This is a genomic window from Mangrovimonas sp. sgz306409, assembly GCF_059735265.1.
The window spans coordinates 102366-118965 of record NZ_JCAPEU010000006.1; the positions used below are offsets into that span (position 1 = coordinate 102366).

Genomic DNA, 16600 nt, shown 5'->3' on the forward strand with positions numbered 1-16600 from the left:
AAGAAAACCAGCAAGTTAACTTACTGGTTTTCGATATGTATTTTTGTTAGAATCGTATGTATTAAATCCCTAAATCACGCTCCATCTCTTCCATTTCAATAATATCGTAAGCCTCTTTTATGGTAGGAACCACCATAATCTCATCGGGCATTTCATTAAAGTCCACTTTATCGGTTACTATTACGAATGAATGTTTGGCCCCTCTATGTCTGTTGGAGATTTCCAAAAATTCAACCACTTGTTCCAATGGGATTTTATTTAAACTAGTTAGGTTCACAATGACATTGTCATTTTTAAAACGTTCGTATAAAACGCCTAATTTCTTAACTAGTTCTTGGGGAGTTGCTTTTTCCTGCGTAATGATGGTAATGTTTTCGTCTTTGTCAAAAATCATGATCGTTAGTGTTTAATTTTAGAAGCTAATAAATAAATTACAGCCATTCTAACCGCAACCCCATTTTGAACTTGATCCAAAATAATGGCCTGCTTAGAATCTGCAACATCACTCGTGATCTCTACACCACGATTAATAGGTCCTGGGTGCATAATGGTAATCTCTTTATCCAAAGAGTCCAATAATGCCTTGTTAACACCATACTGTTGGGTATATTCTCTAGTAGACGGGAAATAGCTTATGTCCATACGCTCGTTTTGAACCCTAAGCATATTGGCAACATCGCACCAATTTAAAGCCTTGCGTAAATCGGTTTCTACCTTTACTCCTAATTTATCAATATATTTAGGGAGTAATGTTTTTGGGCCACATACCATAACGTTGGCTCCTTGCAACTGCAATGCAAAAATGTTGGAAAGGGCAACACGGCTATGTAGAATATCGCCAACAATCACTACATTTTTACCTTCTACACCTCCCAATCGTTCTCTAATAGAATAAGAGTCCAATAAGGCTTGTGTTGGGTGTTCATGGGCTCCATCACCTGCATTGACAATGCTGGCATTTACATGTTTCGATAAAAACACGCCCGCACCTGGATTGGGGTGCCTCATAACAACCATATCCACTTTCATAGATAAGATGTTGTTTACAGTATCGATAAGGGTTTCTCCTTTTTTTACTGAAGACTGTGCCGCAGAGAAGTTAATAACATCTGCTGAAAGCCTCTTTTCTGCCAATTCAAAAGACAATCTTGTTCTTGTTGAATTCTCGAAAAACAAGTTGGCTATGGTAATGTCCCTGAGCGAAGGCACCTTTTTTATAGGCCTATTGATAACTTCTTTGAAGTGATCGGCAGTTTCAAAAATCAATTGAATATCTTGTGAGTTTAGATATTTAATTCCCAATAAGTGGTTGACACTTAACTCGCTCATAGATCTTTATATTTTCCCCATTAAATGGGGTTGGTAATTTAATTCGGTTATTCTTTTAAGTTTACCCTGAAACTTCTTTTTCAATGAGATACACAGAGTCTTCTCCTTCATTTTCCTGCCAGTTTACCATCACCTTTTCTTTATTGATAGCGTCTACTTGACGTCCACTGTAGGTTGGTTGAATAGGTAGGTGTCTACTGAAGCGACGGTCTATCAGGGTCAACAATTCAATTTCTTTAGGCCTTCCAAAGGACTGTATGGCTGTTAAGGCTGCTCTTATGCTTCTTCCAGTGTACAGTACATCATCAATAAACACAACATTTTTACCTTCTACCAAAAAGTTGATTTCCGTGCTATTGGCTTCCAAGGTTTTATCCCCTCTTCTAAAATCATCCCTAAAAAAAGTGATGTCCAAAAAGCCTAAATGCAGTTGCGCTACATGGTATTCATCTTGCAACATTTTTGCCAAACGCTGCGCCAAATACTTCCCTCTAGGTTGAATTCCTATAAGAACGGTATCGGTAAAATTATTATGATTTTCAATGAGTTGACAGGCCAATCGATGAAGAATGATATTAACCTCTTTAGCATTAAGTAATACTTTTTGACTCATATTGTTTCCAAAGGTATTTGGATTACAAATTTAAGTTAAAAAATCCTTGTATACAATGCAGATTTTGGATTTAAGATATAAAAAAAGCCTTCAGATTTCTGAAGGCTTTTTAGGCTTAATGCGGTTTTGAATTATTTCTTACCGTCCATTTTATCTTTAAGTGCCTGTAATGCGTCATTAGCATCTCCTAAAGTAGGTTTTGCTTCTGCAGCTTGTGCTTCTGCTTTTTCAGCAGCAGCTCTTACGTTGGCAGCTTCTTCAGCTCTAAAGATAGCAGTGTGAGAGGCTACAACACGCTTGAATTCTTTATTGAACTCAATGATTTTGAATTCAGCTTCTTCACCTTTCTTAAGTTTCTTACCGTCTTCTTTTTCTAAGTGACGAGCAGGAACAAACGCTACGATATCTTCGTTGAACTCTACAGTAGCACCTTTGTCTACGATCTCAGTAACTTCAGCAGTGTGAGTTGTGTTGATCGCGAACTCAGTTTCGTACTTATCCCAAGGATTGTCTGTAGTTTGTTTGTGACCTAAACTTAGTTTACGTCCTTCAACATCCAATTCCAATACTACAACGTCTAACTTGTCTCCTACGTTACAGAATTCACTTGGGTGCTTGATTTTCTTAGTCCAAGATAAATCAGAGATGTAGATCAATCCGTCAATACCTTCTTCCAATTCTACGAATACACCAAAGTTTGTAAAGTTACGTACGATACCTGTGTGGTGAGAACCTACAGGGTACTTAGAAGTAATGTCTGTCCATGGATCTGGAGTCAATTGCTTGATACCAAGAGACATCTTACGATCTTCTCTATCCAAAGTCAAGATAACTGCTTCGATTTCATCTCCAACAGATACGAAATCTTGAGCAGAACGTAAGTGAGTTGACCAAGACATTTCAGAAACGTGAACCAATCCTTCAACACCGTCAGCTACTTCGATAAATGCACCGTAATCTGCAATTACAACTACTTTACCTTTTACTTTGTCTCCTACTTTAACGTCTTCTCCAAGAGCTTCCCAAGGGTGCTTGCTCAACTGCTTCAATCCTAATTGGATTCTTGATTTGTTTTCATCAAAATCAAGGATTACAACGTTAAGTTTTTGGTCTAGTTCCACAATTTCGTTCGGGTGGTTAATTCTTGACCAAGAAAGGTCAGTAATGTGAATTAATCCATCTACACCACCAAGATCAATAAACACACCGTAAGATGTAATGTTTTTAACAACACCTTCCAATACTTGACCTTTTTCTAACTGACCGATGATTTCTTTTTTCTGTTCTTCGATGTCAGCTTCGATAAGTGCTTTGTGAGATACTACTATGTTCTTAAATTCGTGGTTGATCTTAACAACTTTGAATTCCATAGTTTTATTTACATATTGATCGTAATCTCTAATTGGCTTCACGTCGATTTGAGAACCTGGCAAGAATGCTTCAATTCCGAATACGTCAACGATCATACCACCTTTAGTTCTACATTTAACGAAACCGTTAACGATTTCTCCACTTTCGTGAGCAGCGTTAACACGATCCCAAGCCTTGATTACACGAGCTTTACGGTGAGACAACACCAATTGTCCAGTAGCATCTTCACGAACATCGATCAATACTTCTACTTTGTCTCCTACTTTTAAATGTGGGTTGTAACGAAACTCGTTTAAAGAGATTACACCTTCAGACTTAGCGTTGATGTCGATAATAGCGTCACGATCTGTAATGTGAACTACTACACCTTCTACAACCTCGTCATCTAAAGTGTCAACGAAATTTTCAGAAACTAATTTTTCAAATTCTTTCAATTGTTGATCGTCAACTTGGTCAATTCCTTCTTCGTAATTGTGCCAGTTGAAATCTTTTAAGAATTTTTCTGGGTTTGCTTGAGCTTCAGATACTGGAGCCTTAACAGTTTTAGCTTCAGTTGCTTCAACTTCTGCTTGTTTTGCGTTTTCAGCCATGTGCTGATAATAATTTGTATTCTGTATATTTGAAAAGTGTCATGCGGAAACACACAGAAGAATTATTGTTTATTTTTTATCAAAGTCCTTTTTTACTTTTCCAATCCGCCAAAAAGGAGTGCAAAAATACAACTATAAAACAAAATAAACAAACAATTCACACAAAGTATAAACTGCTGATTTTAAATAATTAAAAGAAAGGAATTCTATTAGCTATTTTTTACTGAAATAACCTTTTGTGCCAGTTCCATAATTTTATCGAACTGCTCTTGCAGGCTTAAGTGAGAATTATCAATCAAGATAGCGTCTTCAGCTTGGATGAGAGGGGAATCTTTTCTGGTAGAGTCCAAATGATCACGTGTTTGCACATTTTGCAACACCGATTCATAATCCACTTCGTCCCCACGTTGCACCAATTCGTCATAGCGACGTCTGGCCCTTGTTTCGGGAGAAGCTGTCATAAATATTTTCAATTCGGCATTTGGAAATACTACAGTTCCTATATCTCTTCCATCCATCACAACCCCCTTGTCCTCTCCTATTTTTCTTTGTAAGGCCACTTGTTTTTCACGAACTTCCGGCACCGCAGCAATCTGGCTCACCAAATTGGAAACCTCCAAAGTCCTGATATCTTTTTCAACGTTTTCTCCGTTTAGGTACACTTCGGCATACCCTAAATCTGGATTGAATTGAAATGAAATCGCAATGGCATCCAATTGATTTAACAGTCCTTTCCTATTGAAATGTGTTCCATCAATAAAATCATTCTTCATGGCATACAGTGTCACTGCTCTATACATAGCGCCAGAATCCACATAAACGTAACCTAAAGCTTTTGCCAAGGATTTTGCTACCGTACTTTTACCTGTTGAAGAAAAGCCGTCTATGGCTATGGTAATATTCTGCATTATCTCAAATCTATTTGCAATCCTAAAAAGTTAGTGTTTGAAGCACTGGTGTATCGAGCATGGGTATAACTGAACCTTAATTTATTAAGTTTCAAGCCAACTCCAAAAGATAATCCAGAAAAATTACGCTGATCTTCAATTCGCAATTCCTCCGATCTTCTAAAGTTATAGCCCAATCTTAAGTTAAATCCGCGATCTGGAAACAATTCTGCCGCCACAATAGTATGACGCAATACTTGATTGAAGAAGCCAACTTTTTCTTGGGTTTGATTCCCTTCCAAATCGGTAGTGGCTCTTGCCGGATTGGAAACCCCAATGGGCCATTCCTGTAAATTCTCGAAAGTTAAATGCCAACGCAATGGGACATTCTCCAATTGTTGCGACAATCCTAAATTCACTTCCAATGGAAGATTTTCATTTTGTCCTGCATAGGTTTTGAATTGAGTTCCAGCATTCCTTAACGTTAAAGCCGCATGGAAACCTAAATCCTCATCAATATAAATCACTCCTAAATCTAATGCAGCCCCAATAGAATTGTACTGCTCCAACTTGGAAGTTATAAACTTTACATTCGCTCCAAAATAAAAATCGGAATATCCTATTTGTCTAGCATACCCAAAAGATATCGCTGCTTCATTTCCTGAGAAGGAACCTGTAGACACTCCATTCTCATCGTAGCCGTCAAAATCACCATAATTAATATAGGTAACCCCCATATGAAAAGTTTGTACTCTACGGTCCCAAGTATAGGCGTAGGCCCCTGTACCATAACTGATACCTCCCAAATAACTTGTGTAGTTTAGGGCCAACTGATTGTCCATTTCATCATTGATCGTTGCGGGGTTGTATATAGCTCCCGTAACATCATAATCGTAGTTGGTAATCACCTTTCCTCCCAAAGCAGCTTGCCTTGGAGAAGACACAAGATTTAGAAATTGATAGGTAGACTCACCGCCTAATTGCGAGTAAATGGTTGATACGGTGAAAAGACAAAAAAAAGTGGTAAACCTCTTTAGCATAGGTGTGCAAAGTAAACAAATCTTACTTAAAACGAGTACATGTTTGATTTATTTTTCTTGCATAAAAAAACCTCAATTTTCATTGAGGTTTTTATTGTTTCTGCTCTATTAAAACTTATAAAGTCTTTGCATTATCTACTTTTTGATTGGTGAGTGCAATTTTCAACACTTCACTCATATCAGTAACATAATGGAACTTAAGTCCTTTTAGGTATTCAGCTTTTATTTCTTCGATATCACGTCTGTTTTCTTCACAAAGTAAAATCTCCTTAATCCTAGCGCGTTTGGCAGCCAAGATTTTTTCCTTAATTCCTCCAACAGGCAACACTTTTCCTCTTAAAGTAATCTCCCCTGTCATGGCCAAACTATTCTTTACCTTTCGCTGCGTGAACAAAGATACCAATGAGGTCAACATAGTTACCCCTGCGCTTGGCCCATCTTTTGGCGTTGCTCCTTCCGGCACGTGGATATGCACATTGTATTTATCAAAAACATCTGGATCGATATCAAATTCCTCGGCATGGGATTTAATGTACTCCATTGCAATGGTAGCCGACTCCTTCATGACTTTACCTAAATTACCGGTAATGTTTAAAGCTCCCTTTCCTTTGGATAAAATAGACTCAATAAAGAGGATGTCCCCTCCTACACTTGTCCAAGCCAAGCCTGTTACCACACCAGCAACATTGTTGTTTTCATATTTATCACGTTCCAATCTTGGAGCTCCCAACACCTTAATGATATCTTCATTGGTCACCTTAATATTATAGGTTTCCTCCATGGCAATATTTTTAGCTGCATGTCTTACCATTTTGGCAATTTGCTTTTCCAATCCTCTCACTCCGGATTCACGTGTATACCCCTCAACGATTTTCTCTAATTGCGGTTTGGCTATTTTCAAATCCTTTACAGAAAGTCCATGCTCTTCCAATTGTTTCGGCAACAAGTGACGCTTTGCAATTTCCACTTTTTCTTCAATGGTATATCCGCTTACGTTGATGATTTCCATTCTATCCCTCAACGCAGGCTGAATGGTATTAAGACTGTTGGACGTAGCAATAAACATAACTTTGGAAAGGTCATACCCCATTTCCAAGAAATTATCATAGAACTCACTGTTTTGCTCCGGGTCCAATACTTCCAACATAGCCGAAGACGGATCTCCTTGGTGACTGTTAGATAATTTGTCTATCTCGTCCAAAACAAACACAGGATTTGAAGTACCGGCCTTTTTAAGACTTTGCAAGATTCTTCCTGGCATAGCCCCGATATAGGTTTTGCGATGCCCTCTAATTTCGGCTTCATCACGTAAACCACCCAATGACATCCTTACATATTCCCTACCCAATGCCTCTGCAACAGATTTCCCCAAAGAAGTTTTACCAACCCCAGGAGGTCCATACAAACACAAAATAGGCGATTTCATATCGTTACGCAGTTTTAAAACCGCCAAATACTCAATGATTCTATCCTTAACATCGTCCAAACCATAATGGTCACGGTCCAATATTTTTCTTGCGCGTTTTAAATCAAAAATATCCGTACTGTATTCATTCCAAGGTAAATCCAGGAACAAATCCAAATAATTACGTTGGATAGAATATTCTGCAACCTGAGGGTTCATTCGTTGCAATTTGGAAATTTCCTTATTGAAATGCTCCTCCACATCTTCACTCCAAACCTTATCCTTGGAACGCAATTTCATTTCCTCGATTTCCTCTTCATATGAAGTACCTCCAAGCTCTTCTTGAATGGTTTTCATTTGCTGATGAAGAAAATACTCGCGTTGCTGTTGGTTCATATCACTCTGAACCTTGGACTGGATATCATTTTTAAGCTCCAACTTCTGGAACTCCAAATTCATATATTTCAAGGTTGCCAAAGCACGCTCCTTCAAATCGTTTATTTCCAAAAGCCTTTGCTTTTCTTCCACAGAAAGGTTCATATTGGAAGACACAAAGTTCACCAAGAACGAATTACTTTCAATATTCTTAATAGCGAAACTAGCCTCAGTTGGGATATTTGGGCTCTCCTTAATAATTTGAAGCGCCAAATCCTTAATAGATTCTATAATGGCTGCAAACTCATCATTGTTTGGACCTGGTTTTGCCTCCATTAAATCCTTAATGGTGGCTGTCATATAAGGATCTTCACTAACCACTTGATCAATTTCAAAGCGCTTTTTCCCTTGAATGATAATAGTCGTGTTGCCATCTGGCATTTTTAATACCTTAAGGATTTTGGCTACGGTCCCTGTTTTGAAGATATCCTTTCCTGAAGGGTCTTCCACATTTTCGTCTTTTTGAGATACTACTCCTATTACCTTCCCGCCACTGTTGGCATCGTTGATCAACTTAATGGATTTATCGCGACCAGCAGTAATAGGAATCACCACACCTGGAAACAACACCGTATTGCGCAAAGGCAATATTGGAAGTGAATCCGGTAGGACTTCATTATTGATTTCTGCCTCATCTTCAGGGGTCATTAAAGGAATTAATTCTGAATTTTCATCAAACTCCTGAAATGACAAACTGTCAAGACTTAAAAAATTAGATTTTGCCATAGATATATTTTGGTCATTCTGTCACCTCTTTAGTAACAGAATTTACACATTACTTACGTTAAACAATTTTTAATGCTCTCTACAAACCAATGTTTTACAGTGTTTTTACATTATTTACTGCTATATTTATTCAATAGTTATGCCATTGCTAAAAAAAGACTGTACAATTTTTTGCGCAAAGTGTAACAAATTCCATTCAACGATATCTTTATACTAAACAATTGTTTTTTTGACCTTGACCAATCAAAATATAGAGCACTTATTGCAACTCTGTAATAACGGCAACCAAAAGGCTCAAATGGAAGTCTATAATAGGTATTACAGAGCCATGTACAATACCGCCTATAGGATTGTTCAAGACAAATATGAAGCTGAAGACATCATGCAAGAGTCCTTTTTAACGGCTTTTACAAAATTGGACAGCTTAAAGGTTTACAGCACTTTTGGAGCTTGGTTAAAACGAATAACAATTAACAACAGTATCCATAGATACAATAAAAACAGTAAGCACAATGATGTTCATTTGGATGATGTCCTTTACAAAGTCGAAGATCAAGATGGCATCCCCGAAGATCATGAGTTTACCAACTTAAAAGCCAAACAGGTAATGGACACTATGAAAACCTTGAAGGAAAACTACAAAATATGCCTAACTCTTCATTTAATTGAAGGCTACGACTATGACGAGATTTCCGAAATCATGAATATTTCATATGCCAATTGCCGCACCATGATATCCAGAGCCAAAGATAGCCTCAGACAAAAACTTCAGTTAATAACTGAACATTAAACAAAACGATGAAACGAGATAATCTAGACAAACTGTTTGACTCCATAAAGGACGATTTGGATTACGAGATGCCAAACCTAGGCCATCAAGGGCGTTTCTTGGAAAAACTGCAAATGCAGAATCCAAGCCAAACTAGCACTGTTATCCAACCAAGGATGAAGCGCTCCTATTGGCAAAGTGCTCTAGCCTTTGCAGCCTCCATTATTGTTGCCCTTGGACTTTTTACCGTAATCATGCAGCAACCAGAGCCTAAAGATTTAGCCAGTGTGTCTCCTGAATTGTCAGAAACGCAAACCTTCTTTACGGCTGCCATTGAACAAGAACTAGCAACGCTCAAGAGCGAACGCTCCCCTGAAACGGAAAAGCTCATTGACGACGCACTCAAACAAATGGAAATTCTAGAAAATAAATATGAAGCCCTCAAAATAGATTTAACACAAAGTGGCGATGATAAACGCGTAATCTACGCCATGATTTCAAACTTCCAAAGCAGAATAGATCTACTCAACGATGTTTTGGAAAACATAAAACAAGTAAAACAGTTAAAGCAAGAATACAATGAAAACAAACTTACCATATAAACTCGCCATTGCCTTCCTATTGATTTCGGCAGTGAGCATTGCTAGCAATTCCATGAACTGGAAGGGTAAGCATACCAAGGAAAAAACCATAAAAAAGGAATTTCCCGTTAGCCCAAATGCCTTGTTGAAAATCAACAACAGCTACGGCAACATCAATGTAGTCACTTATAGCGGTAGCACCACTACCATTGAAGTAAATATCAAAACCAACGGAAACGACCTTGAAAAGGTAGAAGCCAAATTGAATGACATTACAATTGAGTTCAATGCCAACTCTAATCTTGTAGAAGCCAGAACCATTTTCAACAAAAACAAATCCAAATCATGGTGGAGCTGGGGAAACAACAACAATGTGAACATGGAAATCAATTACCTTGTGAAATTGCCAATTTCCAATAGTGTAGACCTCAATAACGATTATGGTTTTATAAACCTGGATAAGCTTGAGGGAAGAGCTATTCTAAAATGCGATTACGGTAAAATTACTACCAAAGAACTCATGGCCGATGGTAACGAAATTCGTTTTGATTACACCAAAAACAGCTACTTCGAATACATTAAAAGTGGAAATATCAATGCCGATTATAGTGCCTTTACCGTAGCTAAAACAAAGGATCTCGATATCGTTGCCGATTATACCAAATCGGTAGTAGAAATTGGAGAAAACATTAAATACAGATGCGACTATGGCTCCATGACCATTGAAAACATCAACAATGTAGAGGGCAATGGAGATTATCTTACCACAAGAATTGGGAAGGTCTACAAAAATGTGTCTATCAATGCAGATTACGGTTCCCTAAAAATTGATGAAATGGCTTCCAATGCTGGCAATATCAATATAGAAACAGATTATGTAGGGATCACCATTGGCTATCAATCAGGCTACAGCTTCAACTTTGAAATCGATTTGGAATACGCTTCCTTAAGAGATGCTGATGAATTCCATTTCACCAAGGAGAAAGAAGAATCTTCGAGAAACTATTACTTGGGATATCACGGAGACGCCTCCTCCTCCAACAACATTAAAATTTCATCCGATTACGGAAGTGTCACATTCAAAAAAATCTAACACCATGAAAAGATTAGCATTATGTCTATTCGCAATTTTTGCCATAGGCATCACTCAAGCTCAAAAGAAAGTAAAGGGAAATGGCAACGTTACAACCATTACCCGAACAACATCAGACTATAATACCATTAGCTGTGCAGGATCATTTGACTATGTTTTGGTAAAAGGCACGGAAGGCCAAATAATCCTGGAAGGTGAAGCCAATTTACTGGAATACATTGTAACCGAAGTAAAAAACGAACGGTTGATCATTAAGGTTGAAAACTCTGCAAACCTTAGAACCAGCAGCAACAAACCAATAAAAATCACCATCCCTTTTACAGATATTGAGAAGGTGTCCTTTGCCGGTTCCGGAGACCTTTGGAACGAAGACATCATTGTTACCAATCATTTTGATGTGGAAATGGCTGGGTCTGGAGATTTAAAAATTTCGGTGGAAGCGAATACCATTGAAGCCAGTTTGGCCGGATCGGGGGATTTAGTCCTTTCGGGAAACACCACTTCACTAGAAGCTAGTGTTGCGGGATCGGGAGATTTGGAAGCCTACAAATTAATTTCCAACAACACCGATGTCTCCGTAGCTGGATCTGGTAGCGCCAAAGTATACTCAAAAGAGATTTTAAAAGCTCGCGTGGCAGGTTCTGGCTCTGTAAGCTACAAAGGCAATCCTGCAAAAGAAGACACCAAAGTTTCTGGGTCTGGCAGAATACGAAACAACTAATTCAACCTATCATATAATCAAAAAAACCACTCAAATGAGTGGTTTTTGTTTTGCGTGTTTCTTTAAAAGTTCTAATGTATTTTTTCGCCTAATTTTACCGGAGATGGTTTCCTCAAATTGCTCCAATACATAAACTGCTTTAGGTTTTTCAAACTTCTCCAGTACCTTAAATGTAGATGGTGTAATGGAGCTATCATCTTTCTCCACTACCAAAATCACCTTCTCTCCTAGAACTTCATCCTCTTCAGAAGAAATAAAAAAGCGTTGCCCGATATTAGAATCCAATTTGGCTTCAATCTGCTCAGGGAATAACTTAACTCCTCCAGAATTGATGACATTGTCAATGCGTCCCAAAACATCAAACTCTTTATCTGAATACAATTCTACTATATCATTGGTCACTAATTTCTCAACCATTAAATCGGGTGCATCAATCACCAAACAGCCACGTTCGTCCTGAGAAATCTCAATGCCCTCCAACACTTGAAAATGTGCTGCTTTTTTTAGATGATTCAATGGTTTTACCGCAATATGACTCAAAGTTTCAGTCATGCCATAAGTAGCATATACGTTTCCTGGCAGGTCTTGAATGAAAGGCATTAAAGTGACCGGAAATGCAGCCCCTCCAACTATCAAGGTTTTAATGTTTTTCAATCGTTCCAAATTGTCTTTCACCTGCATGGGGATCATGGCACAAAAATCGTAAACCACTTGGTCGTCATAAGCAGGGAGTCTTGATGGCTCAACCATATCTAGTTCCAAGCCTAAAATCATAGCTCTTACCAACATCATTTTACCCGCAATAAAATTGGTAGGCAAACAATGAAGTGCTCTATCTCCAGGAGACAGCTTAAAATAATTTCCTGTAGCCAAGGCCGAATGTACCATAGCTTGTTTACTCACCGAAATTACCTTGGGCACTCCTGTAGATCCAGAAGTTTTCACTTCAACAGACTCCTTATCATCAAGCCAATCCAACAAAAAATCTCCTATTATTTTCTCGTAGGCTTCTCCTTCCTTTATCAAACTGTAGCTCACTTCTTTAAGAGATTCTTTATCATAACTAGAACCGTTGAGCTTAAACCTTAAATGTATTTTATCGTAACTTGGAATCATTGTGGTACGGTATTAGATAAGCTAAAATTATGCTATTTTTAACTGATTTTACGTTAAAATTTAAAATTAAAAAAAATATATTTGAAAATTAAGAACGAATCTATGAACAAGACCATATTACTCCTACTGTTAAGCCCCTTTTTCATATTTGCTCAAGATTTTTCTGACGAAGACTTCATTTACCTTAAACGTCACGAGCACATTCAGATCAAGTTGAATGAACATAAGTTTGATATTTCAAACAACATTTCGAAGCAGGCAGAATATCTAACTTCCAATAAGCTTTATTTTGCCAACGAATCCATGAGTTTTGATAGCTTTAGGACTATTGAAGATATAAATGCCTACACCTACATTCCTAGCTCCGACAAAAAAATTAAAGTCGACTACATTGAAACCAAGCGAGATTTTGACAACGGTGTGTTTTATAGTGACCAAGAATCCAAAAGCTTTATTTTCCCTGCGGTTACCAAAGGTGCCATTACCAATTTAAGCTATAAGGAAATCATCAAGGACCCACACTTTTTGGGACTTTTCCGTTTTGGAACGTATGTGCCTACCAAAAGTGCACAATTGTCTATTGAGTTCCCTAAAAATGTTACTATTGGACATATTGAATTCAACACAAAAAACATTGATGTAAACTTCAAAAAAGAAGATTCCCCTAACGGCTACACCTATACTTGGACTGCAAATAACATTCAAGGATTTCAAGGAGAAGATGACACCGAATCTGCGTTGTATTACCTTCCACATATCATCGTTTACATTAAAAACTATACGGAAGAAGGCAAAACATACAATGTCTTAAATGACGTATCCGACCTTTACAACTGGTACAATTCTTTGGTGGAACAAATAGATGATAAAGACTTAAAAAAGGTATATGATATTGCCGATAACATCACAAAAAATTTAAGTACTAAACAAGAAAAAGCCGAAGCTATCTTCAATTGGGTACAAGACAATATCACTTATGTGGCCTTTGAGGATGGGCTTGGAGGTTTCATTCCTCGTGGCGCTGCCAGCGTATGCGACAAGCGTTACGGCGATTGTAAAGACATGGCCAATTTGCTTTACGAAATGCTCAACCACGTAGGTATTGAATCGTACCGCACATGGATTGGTACTAGAGACCGCCAATATTCTTACCACGACGTCCCTACTCCTATGGTTGATAACCATATGATCAACACGGCAATTGTTGAAAAAGACACCATTTTCCTGGATGCGACAGACAGCTATGTTCCCTACGGAATGCCTAGTGGTTTCACACAAACCAAAGAAGCCCTTTTAGGAATTGACAAGGACACGTATAAAATCATTAAAGTGCCTGTTCAAGATGCTAGCAAAAGTATTTCAAAGGTCACCAGTGAATTTACTTTGGATGACACCTGTGTAAAAGTGACGGAAAAAAGGGAAATGACGGGATATGAAAAAGTAGATTTCATTTCGGACTATACCTTCAAAAAAAATGACCAAACCGATGAACAGTTTTTAAACACCAACTTGGCTTTGGGTAACAATAAAACCAAGTACACCAATATTACCAAGGCAAATTTCAACAACAAACAAACGCCTTTGGTACTTCAATACGATTTGAATATTGAAAACTACGCCAAAACCATTGGTAACAAAACCTATATCAATTTAAATATTGACAGGAGTCTTTCCAAAAGTGGCTTAGACTTGGAGGGTAGAAAATACAGCAAGAAAATAGACTACCTATTCGAGAAGCAATTCATAAGCCATTTAACGATCCCTGAAGGATACAAAGTGAGTTATATTCCTGAAGAATTAAGTTTTGAAAACCCACACTATGGTTACAAAATCACTTATTCCGTAGATGGCAATATTCTTACCCAACACAAAGACATCTACGTTAAAACCCTAAGCATCCAAAATGATGAATTTGAGAGTTGGAACAGCTTTATCAAAAGCCTCATCAAAGCCTACAAGAAAAGTATAATACTAGAAAAATTATAATGATAAAAAGAGCTCTTATTTTACTGCTCCTTGCTACAAGCAGCAGTTTTGCACAGCAATTCAGAACCTATGATTGGGAAAAGAAACCCAAATTACATAAACTCACCAAGGAAGAAACAGAAGAATCTTCTATCGGAATTCTAAAAAAACACATTGTTGAGTATTCGGCAAATATCATGTCTCCCGAGCCCAAACGTTATGAGACCGAGCATACCATTACTCGCGTGAATGATGACAAAGGGATTGCCAGACACAACACCGTGTACATCCCAATGTACGAGGTTAAAAAAGTGGTAGACATCAAGGCCAGAACTATTAGCCCAAAAGGTAAGGTAACGGTCCTGAACCAAGAGAATATAAAGGAAGTTAAAAACGTAGACGAATACGGAGACTTTAAGATTTTCGCCATTGAAGGAGTGGAAAAAGGTTCGGAAATTGAGGTTTTATACACCGTTGAAAAAGAATTCGACATGTACGGAGCCGAAACCATCCAAAGTAATTACAAAATCAAGAATGCTGAATTCACTTTCATTACTGGAAACCTAAAATCCAACGTAAAAGCATACAGAACCGATGTGAAATTTGAGGATATCACTGTAGACGGAAACAATGCAAAATCACTTATTTTAAAGGACATTCCTGCTATGGTTGAAGAAGAATATGCCACTCCCGACGCCAACAAAATAGCAGTGGTTTACCAGTGTTTCCCTAACGGACAGGATATTTCTCAAGAAATGTTTTGGACCAATGTTTCCTATAACGTAGGAACCAAGTTCTTTCCTTCAGAAGTATCTCCTAAAGTAAGTAACGATCTTCCGCTTATCACGGAAGGTAAAACAGACATGTCGACGTTTGAAAAAGCGTCTCGTGTGGATAATTTCATAAAGAGCAACTTCAACATTGTAAAAAACAATAACGAAGAACTTTCCAATTTAGACTATATTCTAGAAAACCGTTCCGCTAGTAGTTTTGGGATTTTAAAAGCCTACGCCCACTATCTAAAAGCTTTGGATGTAGAATACGAAGTGGTAATTACCGCCAATAGATTTGAATATAAATTCGATCCTACATTCTTCATCCCGAGCATGCTTAGAGAGTTTTTAATCTATTTGCCTACGGAGAAAAAATACATTGCTCCAGACCGCATTGAATATAGAGTTGGTGAAGCTCCTGCAAACATTCTTGGTAACTATGGGCTTTACATCAAACGTGATTTAGGACATTATTTCCAAAAAATTGAGCAAAATGACCCCAACTACAGCCAAGTAAAGCGCACAACCGATATTACCTTTAATGACGACATTGAAAGTGCCATTATTGAAATGCACCAAGAATATACTGGTCACTGGTCTGCTACCAATAGAGCTATTTTAAATCTTTCAAGCGAACAAGGTATCAAAGAGTTTAAGGAGTATTTAACCAGTTCTGGTGTTGAAGACAAACAGGAAATAAGCTTTTCTACCGAGAACAATGACATCAACCAAACCAAGTATAATGTTCCTTTTATTGTGAACTCTAAAGTCTCTTCGGAATCTTTGATTGAGGATGCAGGAGACAGCTATATTTTCCAGGTGGGGCTTATTATTGGAACCCAAAGTGAATTGTACCAAGAGACCGAACGAGTGAATCCTATTGAAATGAGCTATCCAAACCAATACGATTACACCATTACCGTTCATATTCCAGAAGGGTATACTGCTGAAGGTTTGAGCAGCTTAAACCTTAACAAAAGCTACAAAAACGATAAAGGTGAAAAACTGGCCAAGTTTGAATCCAGTTATAAATTGGAGGGCAACAAAATCATTATCACGATTCAAGAGTTCTATAAGACTGTGGAATACGATTTAGATCGCTACGAAGAGTTTAGAGAGGTCATCAATGCCGCTTCAGACTTTAACAAAGCTGCCATTTTATTAAAGCCTGTGGAATAATTCCTCT

The 16600-nt window shown here is 37.8% G+C and carries 14 protein-coding genes; 6 read left to right on the forward strand and 8 right to left on the reverse strand.

What is annotated here, in order from left to right; all coding sequences use genetic code 11:
- Nucleotides 1-61 precede the first annotated feature (61 nt).
- From AC6I5C_RS11545 to lon, 7 genes are all read right to left on the reverse strand, one after another.
- Nucleotides 62-394, reverse strand: a complete 333-nt coding sequence (locus tag AC6I5C_RS11545; RefSeq protein WP_053977685.1) for a hypothetical protein — start codon at nt 392-394, stop codon at nt 62-64.
- A 5-nt stretch (nt 395-399) separates the two neighbouring features.
- Nucleotides 400-1329, reverse strand: coding sequence for an aspartate carbamoyltransferase catalytic subunit (locus tag AC6I5C_RS11550; protein ID WP_497905282.1), 930 nt, complete (start codon nt 1327-1329; stop codon nt 400-402).
- A gap of 61 nt (nt 1330-1390) precedes the next feature.
- On the reverse strand, nt 1391-1942 hold the full coding sequence (gene pyrR / locus AC6I5C_RS11555; protein WP_497905283.1) for a bifunctional pyr operon transcriptional regulator/uracil phosphoribosyltransferase PyrR: 552 nt from the start codon (nt 1940-1942) through the stop codon (nt 1391-1393).
- 131 nt (nt 1943-2073) lie between these two features.
- Nucleotides 2074-3903: a 30S ribosomal protein S1 gene (gene rpsA / locus AC6I5C_RS11560; RefSeq protein WP_053977682.1), complete on the reverse strand. Its 1830-nt coding sequence runs from the start codon at nt 3901-3903 to the stop codon at nt 2074-2076.
- Between the two features lie 209 nt (nt 3904-4112).
- Nucleotides 4113-4811 (reverse strand): (d)CMP kinase, encoded by a 699-nt coding sequence (gene cmk / locus AC6I5C_RS11565; RefSeq protein WP_497905284.1) that lies wholly within the window; start codon nt 4809-4811, stop codon nt 4113-4115.
- Nucleotides 4811-5830, reverse strand: coding sequence for a type IX secretion system protein PorQ (gene porQ / locus AC6I5C_RS11570; RefSeq protein ID WP_497905285.1), 1020 nt, complete (start codon nt 5828-5830; stop codon nt 4811-4813). Before porQ ends, cmk begins: the two co-directional genes overlap by 1 nt.
- A gap of 115 nt (nt 5831-5945) precedes the next feature.
- Nucleotides 5946-8396 (reverse strand): endopeptidase La, encoded by a 2451-nt coding sequence (gene lon / locus AC6I5C_RS11575; protein ID WP_497905286.1) that lies wholly within the window; start codon nt 8394-8396, stop codon nt 5946-5948.
- Nucleotides 8397-8625: 229 nt separating this feature from the next.
- On the opposite strand from lon, the gene AC6I5C_RS11580 reads away from it, so the two are divergent.
- From AC6I5C_RS11580 to AC6I5C_RS11595, 4 genes are read left to right on the forward strand one after another with little or no spacing between them, the layout of a single operon-like run.
- Entirely contained in the window at nt 8626-9186 is a 561-nt protein-coding gene (locus tag AC6I5C_RS11580; RefSeq protein WP_497905287.1) for an RNA polymerase sigma factor, read from the forward strand.
- Between the two features lie 8 nt (nt 9187-9194).
- The gene (locus tag AC6I5C_RS11585) at nt 9195-9767 is read left to right on the forward strand and encodes a hypothetical protein (RefSeq protein WP_497905288.1); all 573 of its coding nucleotides are present in this window, start codon (nt 9195-9197) and stop codon (nt 9765-9767) included.
- On the forward strand, nt 9745-10839 hold the full coding sequence (locus AC6I5C_RS11590; protein ID WP_497905289.1) for a hypothetical protein: 1095 nt from the start codon (nt 9745-9747) through the stop codon (nt 10837-10839). The genes AC6I5C_RS11585 and AC6I5C_RS11590 overlap by 23 nt, the downstream gene beginning before the upstream one ends.
- A 4-nt stretch (nt 10840-10843) precedes the next feature.
- Complete coding sequence (locus AC6I5C_RS11595; protein ID WP_497905290.1) at nt 10844-11560, forward strand: head GIN domain-containing protein; 717 nt, start codon at nt 10844-10846, stop codon at nt 11558-11560.
- A gap of 30 nt (nt 11561-11590) precedes the next feature.
- Here the strand turns inward: AC6I5C_RS11595 and AC6I5C_RS11600 are convergent, their stop codons facing one another.
- Complete coding sequence (locus tag AC6I5C_RS11600) at nt 11591-12676, reverse strand: AMP-binding protein (RefSeq protein WP_497905291.1); 1086 nt, start codon at nt 12674-12676, stop codon at nt 11591-11593.
- Nucleotides 12677-12778: 102 nt separating this feature from the next.
- Here AC6I5C_RS11600 and AC6I5C_RS11605 point away from each other — a divergent pair, with 102 nt between their 5' ends.
- Complete coding sequence (locus AC6I5C_RS11605) at nt 12779-14662, forward strand: DUF3858 domain-containing protein (protein WP_497905292.1); 1884 nt, start codon at nt 12779-12781, stop codon at nt 14660-14662.
- Complete coding sequence (locus AC6I5C_RS11610; protein ID WP_497905293.1) at nt 14662-16593, forward strand: DUF3858 domain-containing protein; 1932 nt, start codon at nt 14662-14664, stop codon at nt 16591-16593. The genes AC6I5C_RS11605 and AC6I5C_RS11610 overlap by 1 nt, the downstream gene beginning before the upstream one ends.
- Nucleotides 16594-16600: the final 7 nt, after the last annotated feature.

Excerpts from the sequence above, each read along its gene's own strand:
- AC6I5C_RS11550 (WP_497905282.1), bottom strand. The coding sequence starts at position 1,329 with ATGAGCGAGTTAAGTGTCAACCACTTATTGGGAATTAAATATCTAAAC.
- AC6I5C_RS11590 (WP_497905289.1), top strand. The coding sequence starts at position 9,745 with ATGAAAACAAACTTACCATATAAACTCGCCATTGCCTTCCTATTGATT.
- pyrR (WP_497905283.1), bottom strand. The coding sequence starts at position 1,942 with ATGAGTCAAAAAGTATTACTTAATGCTAAAGAGGTTAATATCATTCTT.
- AC6I5C_RS11545 (WP_053977685.1), bottom strand. The coding sequence starts at position 394 with ATGATTTTTGACAAAGACGAAAACATTACCATCATTACGCAGGAAAAA.
- AC6I5C_RS11585 (WP_497905288.1), top strand. The coding sequence starts at position 9,195 with ATGAAACGAGATAATCTAGACAAACTGTTTGACTCCATAAAGGACGAT.
- cmk (WP_497905284.1), bottom strand. The coding sequence starts at position 4,811 with ATGCAGAATATTACCATAGCCATAGACGGCTTTTCTTCAACAGGTAAA.
- porQ (WP_497905285.1), bottom strand. The coding sequence starts at position 5,830 with ATGCTAAAGAGGTTTACCACTTTTTTTTGTCTTTTCACCGTATCAACC.
- AC6I5C_RS11595 (WP_497905290.1), top strand. The coding sequence starts at position 10,844 with ATGAAAAGATTAGCATTATGTCTATTCGCAATTTTTGCCATAGGCATC.
- AC6I5C_RS11605 (WP_497905292.1), top strand. The coding sequence starts at position 12,779 with ATGAACAAGACCATATTACTCCTACTGTTAAGCCCCTTTTTCATATTT.
- AC6I5C_RS11610 (WP_497905293.1), top strand. The coding sequence starts at position 14,662 with ATGATAAAAAGAGCTCTTATTTTACTGCTCCTTGCTACAAGCAGCAGT.
- AC6I5C_RS11600 (WP_497905291.1), bottom strand. The coding sequence starts at position 12,676 with ATGATTCCAAGTTACGATAAAATACATTTAAGGTTTAAGCTCAACGGT.
- lon (WP_497905286.1), bottom strand. The coding sequence starts at position 8,396 with ATGGCAAAATCTAATTTTTTAAGTCTTGACAGTTTGTCATTTCAGGAG.
- rpsA (WP_053977682.1), bottom strand. The coding sequence starts at position 3,903 with ATGGCTGAAAACGCAAAACAAGCAGAAGTTGAAGCAACTGAAGCTAAA.